The following is a 16,685-nucleotide window of genomic DNA, read 5'->3' as shown; positions in this document are numbered from 1 at the left end:
ATTATACTTGACGATGTTATGATTTTGCTTATAATCGACAGAGTATAACTGCATGGAACATTTGATTTTTATGTTCCCTAATGGCGAGTACGTCTTTTAGCATCTTTCACAATGGGATCTTGTCTTATGTTTGGATCAAAGAAAGATATTGTCGGTATTGATATCGGGGCCAGTGCAGTCAAGCTGGTGCAGCTTCATGAAGGTAAGTCCGGATTCCATCTGTTGCGATTGGATCGTGAGCCTTTGCCACCCGAGGCGGTTGTTGACAGTTCAATTATGGACTCAAGTGCTGTTGTTATGGCAATTCGCGATTTGATGACACGCAATCATATTAAGGCTGCAGATGTGGCGACATCTGTGTCAGGGCATTCAGTCATTATTCGCAAAATTTCACTGGCTTTGATGACTGAAGACGAACTGGAAAACTCGATTCAGTGGGAAGCGGAACAGTATATCCCATTTGAAATGTCAGAGGTTTTTCTTGATTATCATATTTTAGGACCCGATCCAAATGATCAAGGGCAGATGGAAGTTATACTGATCGCTGCCAAAAAAGACTTTGTTGATGAATATGTAGCAGTTTTTAAGGAAAGCGGTCTTAATCCGGTCATTGTTGATGTGGATTGTTTCTCAATTGAAAATATCTATTGCTCTGTTTATGACGATGAGTCTGCGAATGTTGTTGCACTGATTGACATGGGTGCTAGTGGGATTCAGGTTAATGTTTTGAAAAACAGTGTTTCTGTTTTTACCCGCGAAATTCAGCTGGGAGGGAATAGCTATAACGAGGAGTTGCAAAAACGTTTTGGTATCAACAGTGAAGATGCCGAATCCCTTAAGTTGGGTGCAGATTCATTGAGTATGGATGATGAGGCGGTTCAGGATGCGCTCCAGAATGTTACGAACAACCTGGTTCAAGAAATTCGTCGATCTTTGGATTTCTTTTCCGCGACCTTTGCAGATGAACGTGTTGAAAAGGTGTATATAACAGGCGGTGTTTCCTTAATTACGAATATCGTCCCTTCGTTGTCTGAGGGGTTGGATGTTGCGGTAGAAATTTTGGATCCTTTCAGCCGCATGACGGTCAATGAAAAAGATTTTGATCTTGATTATGTGAAATCAGTTGCCCCATTCTTTTCTGTCGCTGCCGGATTGGCAACGCGTAAGTTGGGAGATAAATTATGATCCGTATAAATCTGCTTCCGGTAAAAGCAGCCCAAAAAAAAGAGCAGTTACGTAATCAGTTTGTTGTTGCGGGCGTTGCACTTGCTATCATCATTGTCGGATGCGTGGTTATGCAAATGTCGATTCAATCTGATATCGACACGGTTAAGTCTCAGATAAGAAAAAATAAGGCTGAGATAAAAAGCCTGCAAAAAAAGATTGGTGAAGTAAATAAATTCAAAGCACTTCAGGAAGAATTGAAAAATAAACTTGATGTTCTTGAAACTTTGAAAAAGGCGAAGTCTGGGCCTGTTCATATTATGGATGATTTGATCACGGCTTTGCCGGACAATTTATGGGTTACTGATTTTAAAGAGAAGGGTGGCAATATAACTTTAAAGGGGGTTGGCTTAAGTGAAGATGATGTTGCCGATTTCATGACAAATCTTGACGCTTCTGCATATTATAAAAATGTTCGTTTAAAGGTGACGAAACAAAAAACATCTGGCGGATTAAGACTCCAAAATTTTGAATTGTCATGCAAGGTTGAGCAGCCTTCTTCAGGGGTGAAAAAATAGGGAGGATCAATAAGATGGATCCACGAGTTGAAAAAGTTCTTAAAATGCCTCTCTATCAGCGTGTATTACTGTTGTTGCTGATCTTGGGTGTAATTGCTGGCGGATATGCGTATTTTCTTTATGTGCCTGCTCAGAAAGAACTTGCTAAACAGCAGAAAAATAATAAAAAAGTTCTCGTTGAGCTGCAGGAGAAACGTCGTATCGCCAATAACCTCCCAAGGTTTAAGGCTGAATATGAAAAGATGAAAAAACAGCTTGATTTGGCCCTGAATGAATTGCCGAATGAAAGTGAAATACCCAACTTATTGACTAGTGTTGCGGGGTTGGCTCGAGATAATGGCCTTGAAGTTGTGGAATTTAAGCCAGGCAAAGAACGAACAAAGGGATTTTATGCGGAGGTGCCTGTCTCGCTGAAGCTTAAAGGGAATTATCATGAGATGGCCCTTTTTTGTGAGGCAGTATCGAATCTAGCTCGTATTGTTAATGTCACTAACTTGGATTTAGGTAAACCGAAGATGAGTGACGGGGTCGCCCAGTTGTCAATTTCCAATACTGTGGTGACTTATCGTTTTGTTGAGAATCCACCGGCTCCCAAGAAGAAAGGGAGAAGAAAATGATGAGGATTATTGCTCTTGTTTTATTTCTCGCCCTTGTTTTGAGTCTTGCTGCTTGCGGAGATGAAAAAGCACCCAAAAAAGTTAAGAAAATAACGCCCAAGGCTGTGTCTAAAAAAATTAAGGCGAAAGTAGTTGAGGCACCTCAAGGGAAAAAAAATGAAATAAAATATAAATATATAGCAGAGGGCCGTCGTGACCCTTTTGCCTCTCTTTTGAAGATACGTGAACCCCTGAATGATGAGACTGAGCCGGAAACACCATTGCAGCGTTTTGGCTTGAAAGAACTACAATTGATTGCCGTTGTTCTGGGACAAAATGAACCTAGGGCGATGGTGGTTGCACCTGATAAAAAAGCCTACACGTTGGTTGCCGGGGTTAAGGTCGGCCGTAACCGTGGCCATGTTGTTGAAATTACAGAAAGTAAAGTTGTTGTCGAGGAACGTTATCGTGATTTTTCGGGGGCTCTGCGCACCGAATTGAAAGAAATTGCACTTCCTCAACGAGAAGGGGAATAGAAAATGACTGTGTTGAAACCTGTTCGTAAAACGCTGGGCTATGCTGCTGTAGTTCTGTCACTGTTCTTCTCTCTTGTCGGAATCGACAACAGTGCTGCCCATGCAGCGATGGCAACGGTTGAAAGCGTTACTATTTCTGAGACTTCAGCTGTATTGGCAATTGATAGTCCAGATGTTGCTTTTGATTTTTATACACTAGGGGCTCCTCCCCGCTTAGTCGTTGACGTCAGTGGCGTATTGCCTTTGTTCGAGGAACGAGCTTTTGATGTTGCCTCCGGCTTTTCAGCCATTCGTGTTGGGATTTATGCCGACAAAACACGCTTTGTTTTTGATGCTAATTCTGGTCAGCTACCTGAAGCAACAGTCGAGCGTTATGGAAACGATATTGTTATCGACTGGTCTGGGAAAACTGCCGTTGCGGTAAAACCTCGAGTTGAGAAACCGGTTTCTGTAAAATCGATTAATTTTGATGCACAAGACGGAGCATCAACGTTTACGGTAGACTTTGATGGTCGTTTTGATTTGATTGAGGCTGAAACTGTAGATGGTACAATCAGGTTTGGTGCCAGTGATACTGTTATTCCGCGTTCTTTGAGGCGTGTTGTTGACGCATCTGTTTTTCCCAGCTCAGTTCTGCAAATCACTCCTTATTCAACGATTATAGACGGAACGCGTAATGTCATGTTCTCGGCTAAAATGAAGGGACTAGTTCAGTACAGTGTGAGCAGAAACGGTAGTCAGTTGGTTTTCAGCACAGTTGATGGCGTTTTTGCTGAAACTGCTCCAAGTGCCTTGGACTCAGTTTATGTTCCTGTGCAACCCACGAAAGCTGCTCAATCGAATGGGATTGTTGAAACTATCTCTGACCCCGCCTATGCCTACGATGAAAATATGGATGATGTATCACAGGTTCTGAACCGTATTGAAGGTGAATCTGCTGCTGGTTTGCTTTCTGCAACAGCGGACAAGGATGCTCCGAAGGTTTATACTGGTGAGCCTGTAACGCTCGTATTGGATGATGCAGATATTCGTAAAGTGATGCAACTTATCGCTGAAATCAGTAATCTGAATATTATCCTATCCGATGATGTTAAAGGTAAGGTTTCTCTGCGGCTTCATGATGTTCCTTGGGACCAAGCTTTGGATTTGATTCTTGATGTCAAGCAATTAGGAACAATTACTCAGGGAAATGTTGTGCGTATTTTGCCATTGGGCACAATTAAAAAAATGGAAGCTGAACGTCTTAAAGCTACAAAAGATATTAAAAAGCTGGAGGAGACGCGAACAGAAATTTTTGTCATTAACTATAAAGATACAGAAGCGATTGAAGATGTCATTGATGATGTGTTGAGTAATCAGGGTGAGGTCCAGTTGATTGAGGGAAGTAAGAAGATCATGGTGAATGATATTCCCTCGAAATTGGAAGAGATTAGGATGCTTATTAACCAATTAGATGAGCCGGTCAAGCAGGTACTAATTGAAGCCCGCATCGTTGAGGCTGACACAAGCGCGGAACAGACTTTTGGTATTCATTGGGGGTTTGAGTTTGATAATGATTCCGGAAGCTCCGGTGGTGGCATTGGTTCTTCTCTGGATAATGCGGTTGTCGGCCTTGGCGGGAACTTTATTACACCGACCAGTGCGACTGATGGTCTTGGAACTGCGTTAACGTTTGGTCGGGTAGGGTTGGATACAATTGTACTTGATTTGCAGCTGTCTGCTCTTGAGTCATCTGGGGGTGGTAAAGTTATCTCATCCCCTAAAGTTATGGCTTTGGATGGTGAGACTGCGAGAATTGGGCAAGGGACTGAAATTCCTTATAAAACAACGAGCGATAACGGGACAACAACAGAATTCAAAAAGGCAGAATTAGCTCTTGAAGTAACACCGTTGATTAATCCCGACAATACCATTTTACTTGAGATCTTGGCGACTAACAGTTCTCCCGGAGTGGCCTATACTGATGGTGTTGCCATTAATACAAAGGAAGCTGAAACTAAGTTGCTTTTGAAAAATGGTGAAACAACTGTTATTGGTGGTATCTATACAGAGAATGAACAAAATTCGGATTCGGGTACTCCTTATTTAAAAGATCTCCCCTTTATTGGAAATCTCTTTAAGTATAAAACGTCCTCGAACGATCGGACAGAACTTCTGATTTTCTTGACGCCGCATATTGTTGATTAGTTTATTTTTTTACCAATGGTAAAGAAAAGGACAGGCATCGCCTGTCCTTTTCTTGTATGATGTCAATTCTAAACTGTTTTTATCAAAACTACGGATGATATAACGGGCTTCTGCTCCGTTAGTAATGACTCAACTTTTATCTTGTCAATCGGGAACTCTTGTGACGTATAAAAAGATTTATTTTGTAGGTTTTATGGGGTCTGGGAAATCAACAGTGGGTAAGCTACTTGCCGATGCTCTAGGAATGGGCTTTATTGATCTTGATGATGAGGTTGTCAAGCGGCAGCAGCGTTCAATAAATGCGATTTTCAGAGAAGAGGGCGAAGATGTCTTTCGTCGCTATGAATCTGAACTCCTAAAAGAGTTTTCAGTAAAAGAAGGGCTGGTTTTTTCAACTGGTGGCGGTATTATCGGTTCTGAGAGAAACTGGCAGATAATGAACTCTTGCGGCGTGGTCGTTTTTTTGGCGTGTTCATGGCCGACAGTTCTTGCACGCCTAGAAGGGTCATCAGAGAGACCTCTTGTTAACCAAAATGACTTGGAGTCGCTGAAGGCATTATATGAGAGCCGTCAGGAGCTTTATCGAAGGGCTGATGTGCAGATTGATGTTGATGAATTAACCCCGGAAGAGGTTGTGTTGGAAATCAAACAAAAGCTTGCGCAAGGATAGAATGTGGAACAACTGAGTGTAGGGCTAGGAGATCGCAGCTATCAGATCCTGATTACTCATCATGGATTTTCCGGTCTGAGTGAAGAATTACAACGGATTCAATTTCCCGGTAAGGTTGTCATTGTTACTAATACAACTGTTTTGCCTCTATATGGCTCTTTGGTTAGTCAGTTGCTGACGGAATCGGGATATGATGTCGAACAAATTGTTGTGGAGGACGGTGAATCATATAAAAATGCTGAGACTCTCAATACGATTTATACACGATTGATCGAATTGGGATGTGATCGTCATTCCGGTATTATTGCTTTGGGTGGCGGCGTTGTTGGAGATATGGCGGGTTATGCCGCGGCGACTTTTTTGCGCGGTATACCGTTTGTGCAGATTCCAACGACGGTTCTTGCTCAGGTTGACAGTTCTGTTGGAGGTAAAACGGCGATCAATCATCCGCTGGGTAAAAACCTGATTGGGGCTTTTTATCAACCGTGGGCTGTTTTTATCAATGTGGCGACATTGGAGACTTTGGATCAGCGCAATGTTTTGGCCGGGATTGCAGAGGTCATCAAATATGGAGTTATGTTTGATGAGACGTTTTTTTCCTGGTTGGAAGAACATGTTGAACCGTTGTTATCGTTGGACACCGAGGCATTGGCGTATGCCGTTCGCCGTTCCTGTGAGTTGAAAGCCGAGGTCGTGGCTGCTGATGAACGCGAATCTTCGGTTCGTGCAGTATTGAATTTCGGCCATACTTTTGGTCATGCCGTTGAGCAATTATCCGGTTATGGCACTGTTCTTCATGGTGAAGCTGTGGCTATCGGTATGCTTGTGGCTGCTAACGTTTCACGTCTGATGGAGCTTTGTCAGGATTCAGATGTTGAACGATTGACCCGACTGCTTGAGGCGTTTGGCTTTGTTACTCAACCACCGCCATTTTCCCTTGAAGATTATTTAGCGGCGATGGGGCGAGATAAAAAGGTCCACGGTGGTATTTTGCGGTTTATTGTTAATGTCGGGATTGGAGAGAGTCGCATTGTCTCTCTTGAAGATCCTGAATCTGTTTTTAAATCTGTATTGGGTTGACGGTCAGATATGTCAGAACTGAAGCGAATTCGCGAGCTGGTGGAGCGCCTTCCATCGGATACAAGTTCAGATGTTATTTCCGAACTGGTAGGCCTTTACCTCAGTGCTGGGTTACTTGATGCGGCTCTGGACGCAGTCAAACAATGGTCTGCAAATAATCCAGAATCTGATGATGGTCGGGTTTTGGCCGCGCGTGTTTACCTTGAAAATGCGCTGTATGATGAAGTTCGCTCAACTCTGCAACAGCTCGATGCTTCTTCATCAGCTTGGCGTTCCGGGCTTCTTGTTGAAATAGACTTGGAGATCCGTTTGGGTAATTTTCATCTCGCTGAGCAAAAATGTGCCGATTGGCGACATTCTTATGGTTCTGGCGAAGAATTGAAACGTCTGGAAGAGATGTTGGATCAGCAGGACGCAGATGAGGAATTTGATGAGCCGATTGTTGTCACACCTACGATGGCAGACCTCTATTTTCGACAGGGATTAGTTGAAAAAGCTTTGCTTTTGTATCTAAAGCTTTTGGAACAGGAACCGGAGAATGCTTTGTACCAGAACCGTGTGAAGCAGATCCGTGGTGAACAACATGGCGCAGAGGATGCAAAAAACAGTCTAACGCCGGACAACCAACGTCAGCAATTGAGCCGTTGGTTGTTGAGTATACAACGCAGGAGGACGCATGTTTAAAGCGATTTTACAGGAAATTGTTGATCAGACGCCCGGTGCAACCTCAATTGTTTTAATGGGATGTGACGGGATTGCCGTTGATTCGGTGTTTCGACAGGGGACTGCAGCTGAAGAGACTCAGGCGATCACCGTCGAGTTTGCAGCCGTGGTCAAAGAATTAATGCACACGACTCAACTGCTCTCAGCAGGAGCGTTGAAAGAGGTCATGGTTAAGTGTGAACAGTTGACCATTGTTGTTGAGATGCTCAGTGAGGAATATTTTGTTGCTCTTCTGTTTGATGATGAGGCCAATATTGGCAAGGGACGCTACCTCTTGCGGCGTGATGCCCATAAGTTAAAAAAAGAACTTGAATAAACCTAACGCGATTGAGACGGAATCATGAAAATAAAAGTCATCCATGGCCCGAATTTGAATCTATTAGGGGTGCGTGAGCCTGGAGTGTATGGCCAAGAGACCTTGAATGAAATCAACAATGGATTAAGTCGTTATGCTGATGAGCTTGGTGTTGCTGTTGAGTGTTACCAGTCCAATCATGAAGGTGACTTGGTTGATGCAATCCACCAGGCAATGACCGATGGCGTTGACGCTATTGTCATCAATCCCGGAGCCTATACCCATACAAGTGTTGCTTTGCGCGATGCCGTCTGTGCCGTTTCAATTCCCACAGTTGAAGTTCACCTGTCCAATATTCATTGTCGCGAAGAATTCCGTCATCACTCGTATTTGGCACCGGTTTGTCTGGGGCAGATTTGTGGTCTTGGCTCTCGTGGTTACCGTCTTGCCTTGCTTGCTCTAATAGAGCATGTGAAGCAGGCATAAACTTTTTAAGTGTGCTGCAAAAAAGCATTATGTTAGAGTATCGGATTGATCGCTTACGCGAAATCATGCATCGTGAAGATGTCGATGCCATTATTTTCTTTAACCCTGTAAATTTGCTTTATTTTTGCGGGTTTACCGGAACTGATGGTGTCTTGTTGGTGACTCGCGAACAGAGTTATTTTTTAACAGATTCGCGATATGTTGCGCAGGCCGAAGCGCAAGTATCCGCCGGGCATAAGCGCCAGTATTCTCAAAAGGTCGAAGGGGTTATTGAGACCTTAACGGAATGCACGGTAAAACGGGTGGGGTTTGAAGCCGATTTTGTAACGGTTTCTCTCCATCAGAAATTGCTTAAGCAGGCCTCTTCATTTGACTTGGTACCCCTGGATGCACCTTTGGGGATGATTCGCCAAGTGAAGGACGATGTAGAGATTCGTTGTCTTGAGAAAGCTGCTCAGCTGAATAAACAGGCTTTTGATGCCGTAATACCGCTGATAAAGCCAGGTATTTCTGAGCGAGAAATTGCCCTTGAGTTGGAATGCTTTCTGCGCCGGGCAGGAGGTGAGGAAAAAGCCTTTGACCTGATCGTCGCCTCTGGAGATCGAGGGGCTTTACCTCATGGCGTAGCTTCTGACAAGAAGATTGAGTCAGGTGATCTGGTGACCATCGACTTTGGTACCCGTTACCAACGGTACCATTCCGATGAAACCGTGACGGTTGCAGTGGGAGACGTGTCTAACGAGCTCAGAGCAATTTATGATGTTGTTCTGCAAGCTCATGACCTGGCTTTAGCTGCCTTGATACCGTCTGTCAAAGCCAGTGAGATCGATGCCGTGGCACGGCAGTATATTGAGAAAAAGGGATACGGTAAATATTTTGGCCATGGACTTGGCCATGGCGTAGGTCTTGAAATTCATGAGGCTCCAACCGTATCGCCACGCTCAGAGGCTTTTTTGACAACGGGAATGGTTTTTACCATCGAGCCTGGTATTTATGTTCCTGGAGTCGGCGGGGTTCGTATTGAAGACACTGTTGTGATGACAGTGGATGGTTATCGTTGCCTGACGCAAATCCCCAAATCTTATCGTCAGGTGGCATGATTCCCCCCCTGTCTGGTCGAATATCATAATAAGCGCCAGCAGGGTCACACTTTGGAGAGAAAAGAAAATGGATATTAAAGATATCAAGTCATTGATCAAGGTTATTACGGATACGGATATTACAGAATTTGAGATGGAAAACGAAGAGCAGCGCATTGTCATCAAGCGTGGCAGTGAGCCTGAAGTGGTGCATGTCTCTGCACCGGCCTATGCTCCTGCTCAACCTGCTGCACCGGTTCCGGCTGCTGCTCCTGCGGCTGCTGCAGCCCCAGCTGATGTGGCCCCTGCAGCGGTAAATGATCAATACGATACGATCCCGTCTCCGATTGTCGGGACCTTTTACGCCGCACCTTCACCGGATTCTGATCCGTATGTCAAGGTTGGTGATGTTGTCGAAGCCGGCCAGACCTTGTGTATTGTTGAAGCAATGAAGCTGATGAATGAAATCGAGGCTGAATTCAAGTGCAAAATTATCGAGATTTCCAAAGCCAATGCTCAGCCGGTTGAATTTGGAGATGCCTTGTTTGTTGTCGAAAAGGTTTAACTCGTGACGCACGTGCCGATGGTTATCTGTCGGCAACGATGAATTCTGGAGAGATTATGATTCACAAGGTTGTAATAGCTAATCGCGGTGAGATTGCTCTACGCATTCTGCGTGCCTGCAAAGAGCTCGGCATCAAAACCGTCGCCGTTCATTCCGATGTGGACAGTGAGGCCTTGCATGTCAAGCTCGCCGACCAGAGCGTTTGTATCGGACCGGCACCGAGTATTGACAGCTATCTGAATATGAAGGCGATCATCAGTGCTGCTGAAGTGACTGATGCCGATGCCATTCATCCCGGATATGGATTCCTTTCTGAAAATGCAGAGTTTGCTGATATCTGCAATAACTGTGGCCTGACCTTTATTGGCCCGACCGCGGAAAATATGCGCTTGATGGGGGATAAGATCAGTGCCCGTCAAACGGTCACCAGCGCTGGAGTGCCGATTCTTCCTGGCACCAAAGATGGGGTCCCTAATGTTGAAGAAGCCGTGCGCATTGCCGGCGAAATTGGTTATCCGGTTATTATTAAAGCAACGGCTGGTGGTGGTGGCCGTGGAATGAAAATTGTTCATTCTCCGGCATCTTTGCCCAATGCTTTTGCTGCAGCGCGTTCCGAAGCACAGTCTGGATTTGGTAATCCGGAAGTGTATATTGAAAAATATTGCGAGCGTCCTCGCCACGTAGAAATTCAGATCCTTGCTGACAAACATGGTCATGTGATCCACCTTGGCGAGCGTGATTGTTCAATTCAACGCCGCCATCAGAAGTTGATCGAGGAAGCGCCGTGCGCCATTCTGCCCGATGATGTTCGTCAACGTATGGGAGATTGTGCCGTTGCTGCAGCCAAGGCGGTCAATTATTCCAGTGTTGGCACCATTGAGTTTCTCCTCGATGCCAACAATGATTTTTATTTCATGGAGATGAATACCCGTGTTCAGGTAGAGCATCCTGTAACGGAAATGATCACTGGCGTTGATATTATTAAAGAGCAAATTCTTGCTGCGGCTGGCGAGGAACTCCGTTTTAAGCAGGAAGATATTAAAATCAACGGTCATGCCATTGAGTGCCGGATCAACGCTGAGGATCCTGAAAAATTTACTCCGTGTCCGGGATTGATTAATGGTTATCATACCCCTGGTGGACTTGGGGTGCGTGTTGACAGCGCTGTTTACGATCAGTACAAGGTGTTGCCTCACTATGATTCAATGATTGCCAAATTGATTGTTCATGCTGAAACACGTGAGGAGGCCATTAAAAGGATGTCGCGAGCTCTTGATGAATATCTGATCGAGGGGATCAAGACAACCATTTCGTTCCATCAGAAAATCATGAACAATAAAGAATTTATCGAAGGCGATATCGACACCGGATTTTTGGAACGGGTTAAGATTTAAACTCCCTGTTATTTAATTGTGCTACGTATAAGAAGCGGAGATTTTTCTCCGCTTTTTGCGTGATTCTGAATGTTGAACCTTCGCCAACCGGTTCGATTAAAAGGAGGGCGATGTATGCAAATGAAATTAGGACATATTGATTATCTGAACTGTGTTCCTTTCTTCCAATATCTGCAACAGGCTGGTTTCGATGGAACGATTGTTAAAGATGTTCCAGCTCAACTTAATGCCATGCTTGCCCAAGGAACATTGGATGTGAGTCCGTCCTCTTCCTTTGAGTATGGACGCAATTTTCATGATTACGTCCTGTTGCCAAACTATTCCATTAGTGCTTTTGATGAAGTGCAGAGCGTACTTTTTTTCAGCTCAACCCCACTCGAAGAGTTAGATGGCCAGAAAATTTATCTAACTGGGGAGTCTGCCACATCTGTGCATCTACTTTATGTCATTTTAAAAGAATTTTACGGTTGCCAAACAATCGACAGCTGCGTTCCCGAACAGCCGGCCGAAAACTACCTCAATAAAGGTAAGCCTGTTTTATTGATTGGTGATCGAGCACTTAAAGCCTCTCTGACCGTCGGTCCCGAAAAAGGTCGCCAGTATGATCTTGCCCAGTTGTGGCATCAGCACACCGGGCTGCCATTTGTTTTTGCCCTGTGGATTGTTCATCGACACGCTTATCAACGTTTGACCAATGAGTTTGTGTTGTTGCAAAAACAACTGCAGTACTCCATAAATAAGGCTTTTCAAAATCTGTATGCCCTTGCTGAAGCTGTAGCTGATCGCCCATGGATGTCACGGAAGCAACTCGTCGATTATTGGAACTGTATGTCTTATGATCTTGATGTTGTTCACGTTAAGGGATTGACACTGTTTTTTGAGCTTTGCACTAAATATGGCTACTTTACCGAGATGCCTGAATTGACCTTTGTCGATGTTGCTAACATATCGTAGGGATGATAAGGGAATTTTATTTGACAGTGTCCGGAGAATGCATTAAAACTAGCGACACCTTGCCCGGGTGGCGGAACTGGTAGACGCAAGGGACTTAAAATCCCTCGGTCGTAAGACTGTACGAGTTCGATTCTCGTCCCGGGTACCATTAAAAAAGCCAGTTATTACAGTATTTTAGTCTGTAACGACTGGCTTTTTGTTTTTTATCACTTTTTTGAATATTAGAAAAAAATGTCCATAAGTGTCCCTCTAGTGTCCCCATTTTGTCCCCGTACTATCCCTGTACTGTCCCATTGAGTCCGTCCCTGATTTGTCCCCGTTTAAATTTTTCGATAAATAAAGGGTAAAACCGTTCAGTTCTCCTGTTCTGGGAGACAGGCCCCCCCCTGTCCTGGGAGACAGGCCCCCCCCCTGTCCTGGGAGACAGGCCCCCCCCCTGTCCTGGGAGACAGGCCCCCCCCCTGTCCTGGGAGACAGGCCCCCCCCCTGTCCTCGGAGACAGGTCCCCCCTGTCCTGGGAGACAGGCCCCCCCCTGTCCAGGGAGACAGGCCCCCCCCTGTCCTGGGAGACAGGGTAACCACCAGTAGTTAACCCTAATCTTGACCACTAGATAACCACTACCTAACGCGCGCGCGAATTTTGCGTGGTGGTTTTCGCCTTCGGCTTACTGAAAAGCAACTCGCTACGCTCGCCAAACCCAGTTGTTGAATGAATTATGAATTTTTTTCATCCTTTGTTGTCGACCTCAGAATCCACACAATGAAAAATTAGAAAACCATAAATTCCAAGACGTTGCTGTAGGTGTTAGAAGTTTCATTGTGTGTTATTAGTTATCTGATAACACATAAAATAGAATAATATCAAATAGTTACGGAATTTTTTTAGTTGCCAAGTTCATTTTGGGGGGATAGGGTGACATCAAAAAAGGAGGTAAATGGGAAATGAACAGACAAGAATTGGGACTTTTGGATGTGGATGAGGTTGCTGAAATGTTCGAAATCGCGCCGCAGACATTAAAAAACAGGATGACACGAGGAGAGTTTCCTCGGGGTATCAGGATTGGGAAGAGGGCATTTTGGACTAAAAATCAACTTCAGGAGTGGGTTGACCGCCAGTTTGAGTCAACCGTGCCCCAGCGCCGCCGCCCTGGTCGGCCAAGCAAGGGATAGTAATGAGCAATTTGCTTGTCAATGCAGTTTGGCAGCTGCCGCTGCCTAGGACGGCAAAGATGACTTTTCTGGCCCTCGCAGACCAGGCAACCGACGAAGGATATTGTTTTCCATCTGTTGTCACAATCGCAGAACGAGCTGGTTTTACAGGGAAAAACAAGGAAAGAGCATGTCGTAAAGTGATTGCTGATCTGAGAAGAGAAAACTGGCTGACTACTGAGCCTCGCTATCGTCAAGACGGTGGCAGAACAAGTAATGGTTATCAACTTAACACCTCGAAACTGTTAGATATTTATCGGGATTATCTTGATCAGAAAAAATCTAGGAAAATGATAAGAAAAGGGGATGCCAAGGTGCACGATAATCATGCTGCGAAGCTGGAAATAGATGATTACGTCCGTTTGGCAGTTAAGCACAAAAAATATAGCAGCGTGAACGATGATCCTGATGCTTTTCAGGCAAAAATAAAACGCCGCCTGGCCAGCCAGGGGGATTTATCAGCGATAGACAGAAAGCAGCTATATAGGTGGCGTGAAAGTGAAAAAAAGAAATTATTAGAGTCTGCGACTCGAAAACAACCCGAGTTGCAAAATAAAGGGATAACAGACTCAGAATTAAAAAAAGGTAGAAGTCAGATAAGAAAAATAATGAAACAGATAGCAGGAGAAAACAATGATTTGCATTGATCTAAAAGGAGCAGCCACAGGGGTGATTTTCGCTTTCTTACTCGCAGCCATGATCTCAGCAGCGGTTGCGGGTGATCTGGCTGCAAAACACGCTCTGCAACCGCTTCTAGATGCTTGCAGCGCCGCGAGGTACAACTGGCAAGAGGTCCAGCCTACTTATTGGTGGTTTGGATGGCTATTTTTTTGGTCAGCGCCAAGTTTTGCCTTGTTGTTCGGTAAGGTAAGAATCCGAATTTTCAAAGCTGATCAAAATGAAATCGACGAAATCGAAAAAGAGCATGACGAGGTGGGGCTGTGAATAACGTCAACGAACAAATAGCAAAACAACAGAAAAAGATCGAGCAGGAAAAAGCGAAACTCGCCAAGCTAAAAAATAAAATTGCAGGAGCAGAACGCAAGAAAGATACCCGCCGCAAGATTTTGGTTGGTTCATTTTTTATCAGCCGGGCAAAAGCCGACCCAGATTTTAGAGTGAAGCTAATTCGGCAACTAAATGATTACCTAAATAACGACAGGGACCGAGAATTATTTGGTTTGCAGCCAATCAATAAATCGACACCGCAGCAAATTTAAACCGTCGCCGCTGGTGTGGTTGACCCGCACTGAACGAGCGAAGCGAAGTTCAGAAGGGCGCACTTAGAGTGAACTCTTCGAGTTCACGTGCGGGCTGCGCCGAAAACCAAAAGCCAAATCAAAGGATTTGTCAGTAATGGAAAAAGGGTTTTTTCACTGCAGCTTGAAGGCTTTCAATCGGTCCAAAGGCCCCAGTTCCTGCGGAAAAGCGGCCTATCGGGCCGGGGAGAAAATCGAAGATCACCGAACCGGTGAAACCTACGACTACCGGAGAAAAAAAGGAATTGAGTTCGCCGAACTCACCCTGCCCGGTGGGCAGGAAATCAGCAGGCAGGATTTTTGGAATTCAGTTGAAGTGAATTTTACAAAAGACAACGCCGTGACGAGCCGGGAATGTGAAATCGCAATCCCTCACCAGCTAAGCGACAAGGGAAAAAACCGCGCTGCCCGAAATATGGCGAAGGCGATCCGCGAAAAGTACAACGTTGCGACCGATTTAGCCAGGCATCGGCCGACAAACGACATGCGACAAAAAGAATACGGCGATCCCCGCAACCATCACTCGCACATCCTCTACAGTGCTTGTGAGATTTTAAAGGATGGAAGTCTCGGCAACAAGGTTGTCGAGCTTGACCCCATCGCCTGCAAGAAACGCAAACCAGGAGGAAGCAAATATGAAGACCCCGCCGAGTGGATGCGCGACACCTGGGAGCGAGTCTGCAATGCTGAATTGGAGCGCGAAGGTTTAGATATTCGTATTGACCGGCGAACGTTAGTAGCGCAGGGAATTGATCGAGTGGCGACCATGCACGAAGGGCCAACGGCGACGAACATGGAGAGGCAAGGCAAAGAAACGGAGAGAGGGCAGTTGAACAAAGAAATCGAAAAAATAAATCAGCGCATTGCTCAGCTGCAGCAGGCAGAAAAGCTGCTTGCTCAGATCGAAAAAGACATTTCTGCGAAGCCGCCGAAAGCGACTCAACCGAAGCGCTATAAACAAGCTCTCGACTACATGGTTAAAAACGAAACGACCGGGGAATTCCGCTGGCAGAACTCGCAGGCGATTGCCTTGTTGGATCATGGATATAAGAACATGATCACCGTCAGCAGTAGCTCGGAAGCCAATTGCAAAGCAGCCTTGCAACTCGGTTTGCAAAAAGGTTGGACGAAATTCGATGTCAGCGGCGGAGATAAAGATTTCCATACCGAAATGTTCAGGCAAGCCCGCCTGCTGGGAATTCCGGCCGACTCTATCAAATGCGATCTAACCGACCAGGAACGAGAAGCCATCGAGCAAGCCTTGGGCGATAAGCCGTTGATTGCCGAGCTTCGGAAAGAGATCGAGCGGATCAAAGCCGGGATAGAAGAACGTGATCAGCTGAGCACCTGGTTGCAGCAGCCGGAGCTCGCCGAAAAAGACGCTTTGAAGATGGCGAACAAGGAACGAAATCCAGAAATTAAGCGGATTGAGCGCGAATATCTAGAACTGAAAAAAGAGGCTAAACAGGTTGTTGATCAGTACAAAACCAAACTTGGGCAATACCAGGACAGGTCCTTTGCCTCCAAAACCCTCGCCGGAGGCGACCGCAAGGAACTACAGAAACTGGCTGAACGGGTCGAGCTGATCGACAGCAAAGTGAAAATCTTGCTGCGAGAGCACGGCGCAGAGCTGAAAAACAGTCACACCGACTTGAAAGGCCGAGCCGCCCAGCTGATTCAGGAAAACAGGAGCGAAAGGGCTGACGCCTTCCAAAAATTGAAGACGCTGCCTAACTCCGGTGATCTCCATCAGGCAGAGAAAAGACTGTCGCAAGTCCCAGAAATTAAGGACCAAGCCGAAGCTTCCCAGTTGGCGAGGATGCAAGCTGAAGTCCAACGCCTGTGTTTGGAGCAAAAACGCCGCCAGCAGCAGGATAATGAGTCAAACGTCTTCAAACCAAGATAAGGAT

Annotated in this window: 19 protein-coding genes and 1 tRNA gene; all 20 read left to right on the top strand. The window is 45.5% G+C overall.

The window, feature by feature from the left end:
• Positions 1-126 precede the first annotated feature (126 nt).
• Positions 127-1,185, top strand: coding sequence for a type IV pilus assembly protein PilM (pilM, locus tag DACE_RS02910; protein WP_005998193.1), 1,059 nt, complete (start codon positions 127-129; stop codon positions 1,183-1,185).
• Positions 1,182-1,742: a PilN domain-containing protein gene (locus DACE_RS02905; RefSeq protein WP_005998191.1), complete on the top strand. Its 561-nt coding sequence runs from the start codon at positions 1,182-1,184 to the stop codon at positions 1,740-1,742. Before pilM ends, DACE_RS02905 begins: the two co-directional genes overlap by 4 nt.
• Positions 1,743-1,756: 14 nt before the next feature.
• A complete protein-coding gene (locus tag DACE_RS02900) occupies positions 1,757-2,359 on the top strand; it encodes a type IV pilus inner membrane component PilO (protein ID WP_005998189.1) in 603 nt (200 codons plus the stop codon).
• Complete coding sequence (locus DACE_RS02895) at positions 2,356-2,874, top strand: pilus assembly protein PilP (protein WP_005998187.1); 519 nt, start codon at positions 2,356-2,358, stop codon at positions 2,872-2,874. Before DACE_RS02900 ends, DACE_RS02895 begins: the two co-directional genes overlap by 4 nt.
• A gap of 3 nt (positions 2,875-2,877) precedes the next feature.
• Positions 2,878-5,061 carry a type IV pilus secretin PilQ gene (locus DACE_RS16975; RefSeq protein ID WP_005998185.1) on the top strand — a complete coding sequence of 728 codons (2,184 nt, stop codon included), beginning with the start codon at positions 2,878-2,880 and terminating at the stop codon, positions 5,059-5,061.
• Positions 5,062-5,221: 160 nt separating this feature from the next.
• Positions 5,222-5,731: a shikimate kinase gene (locus DACE_RS02885; RefSeq protein ID WP_005998183.1), complete on the top strand. Its 510-nt coding sequence runs from the start codon at positions 5,222-5,224 to the stop codon at positions 5,729-5,731.
• Positions 5,732-5,734: 3 nt separating this feature from the next.
• Positions 5,735-6,811, top strand: a complete 1,077-nt coding sequence (gene aroB / locus DACE_RS02880; RefSeq protein ID WP_005998181.1) for a 3-dehydroquinate synthase — start codon at positions 5,735-5,737, stop codon at positions 6,809-6,811.
• A 9-nt stretch (positions 6,812-6,820) separates the two neighbouring features.
• Positions 6,821-7,495 (top strand): tetratricopeptide repeat protein, encoded by a 675-nt coding sequence (locus DACE_RS02875; RefSeq protein WP_005998177.1) that lies wholly within the window; start codon positions 6,821-6,823, stop codon positions 7,493-7,495.
• Positions 7,488-7,850 carry a roadblock/LC7 domain-containing protein gene (locus DACE_RS02870; protein WP_005998175.1) on the top strand — a complete coding sequence of 121 codons (363 nt, stop codon included), beginning with the start codon at positions 7,488-7,490 and terminating at the stop codon, positions 7,848-7,850. Before DACE_RS02875 ends, DACE_RS02870 begins: the two co-directional genes overlap by 8 nt.
• A gap of 24 nt (positions 7,851-7,874) precedes the next feature.
• Positions 7,875-8,315 carry a type II 3-dehydroquinate dehydratase gene (gene aroQ / locus DACE_RS02865; protein ID WP_005998173.1) on the top strand — a complete coding sequence of 147 codons (441 nt, stop codon included), beginning with the start codon at positions 7,875-7,877 and terminating at the stop codon, positions 8,313-8,315.
• Positions 8,316-8,344: 29 nt separating this feature from the next.
• Positions 8,345-9,415 (top strand): M24 family metallopeptidase, encoded by a 1,071-nt coding sequence (locus DACE_RS02860; protein ID WP_040366092.1) that lies wholly within the window; start codon positions 8,345-8,347, stop codon positions 9,413-9,415.
• 67 nt (positions 9,416-9,482) lie between these two features.
• Positions 9,483-9,959 carry an acetyl-CoA carboxylase biotin carboxyl carrier protein gene (gene accB / locus DACE_RS02855; RefSeq protein WP_005998170.1) on the top strand — a complete coding sequence of 159 codons (477 nt, stop codon included), beginning with the start codon at positions 9,483-9,485 and terminating at the stop codon, positions 9,957-9,959.
• Positions 9,960-10,015: 56 nt separating this feature from the next.
• On the top strand, positions 10,016-11,353 hold the full coding sequence (gene accC, locus DACE_RS02850; protein WP_005998168.1) for an acetyl-CoA carboxylase biotin carboxylase subunit: 1,338 nt from the start codon (positions 10,016-10,018) through the stop codon (positions 11,351-11,353).
• Positions 11,354-11,467: 114 nt separating this feature from the next.
• Entirely contained in the window at positions 11,468-12,307 is an 840-nt protein-coding gene (locus DACE_RS02845; RefSeq protein WP_005998166.1) for a menaquinone biosynthetic enzyme MqnA/MqnD family protein, read from the top strand.
• A gap of 61 nt (positions 12,308-12,368) precedes the next feature.
• A tRNA-Leu gene (locus DACE_RS02840) sits at positions 12,369-12,455 on the top strand.
• A gap of 794 nt (positions 12,456-13,249) precedes the next feature.
• Entirely contained in the window at positions 13,250-13,477 is a 228-nt protein-coding gene (locus tag DACE_RS02835; RefSeq protein ID WP_040366035.1) for a helix-turn-helix transcriptional regulator, read from the top strand.
• A gap of 2 nt (positions 13,478-13,479) precedes the next feature.
• Positions 13,480-14,163: a helix-turn-helix domain-containing protein gene (locus DACE_RS02830; RefSeq protein ID WP_005998164.1), complete on the top strand. Its 684-nt coding sequence runs from the start codon at positions 13,480-13,482 to the stop codon at positions 14,161-14,163.
• The gene (locus tag DACE_RS02825) at positions 14,150-14,461 is read left to right on the top strand and encodes a hypothetical protein (protein WP_005998162.1); all 312 of its coding nucleotides are present in this window, start codon (positions 14,150-14,152) and stop codon (positions 14,459-14,461) included. The genes DACE_RS02830 and DACE_RS02825 overlap by 14 nt, the downstream gene beginning before the upstream one ends.
• Complete coding sequence (locus DACE_RS02820; RefSeq protein ID WP_005998160.1) at positions 14,458-14,736, top strand: hypothetical protein; 279 nt, start codon at positions 14,458-14,460, stop codon at positions 14,734-14,736. Before DACE_RS02825 ends, DACE_RS02820 begins: the two co-directional genes overlap by 4 nt.
• 136 nt (positions 14,737-14,872) lie before the next feature.
• Positions 14,873-16,681: a MobA/MobL family protein gene (locus tag DACE_RS02815; RefSeq protein WP_005998158.1), complete on the top strand. Its 1,809-nt coding sequence runs from the start codon at positions 14,873-14,875 to the stop codon at positions 16,679-16,681.
• The last annotated feature ends 4 nt before the right edge of the window (positions 16,682-16,685 follow it).

Source organism: Desulfuromonas acetoxidans DSM 684 (assembly GCF_000167355.1).
Taxonomy (GTDB): domain Bacteria; phylum Desulfobacterota; class Desulfuromonadia; order Desulfuromonadales; family Desulfuromonadaceae; genus Desulfuromonas; species Desulfuromonas acetoxidans.
This window is presented reverse-complemented; position numbering and strand designations above follow the sequence as displayed.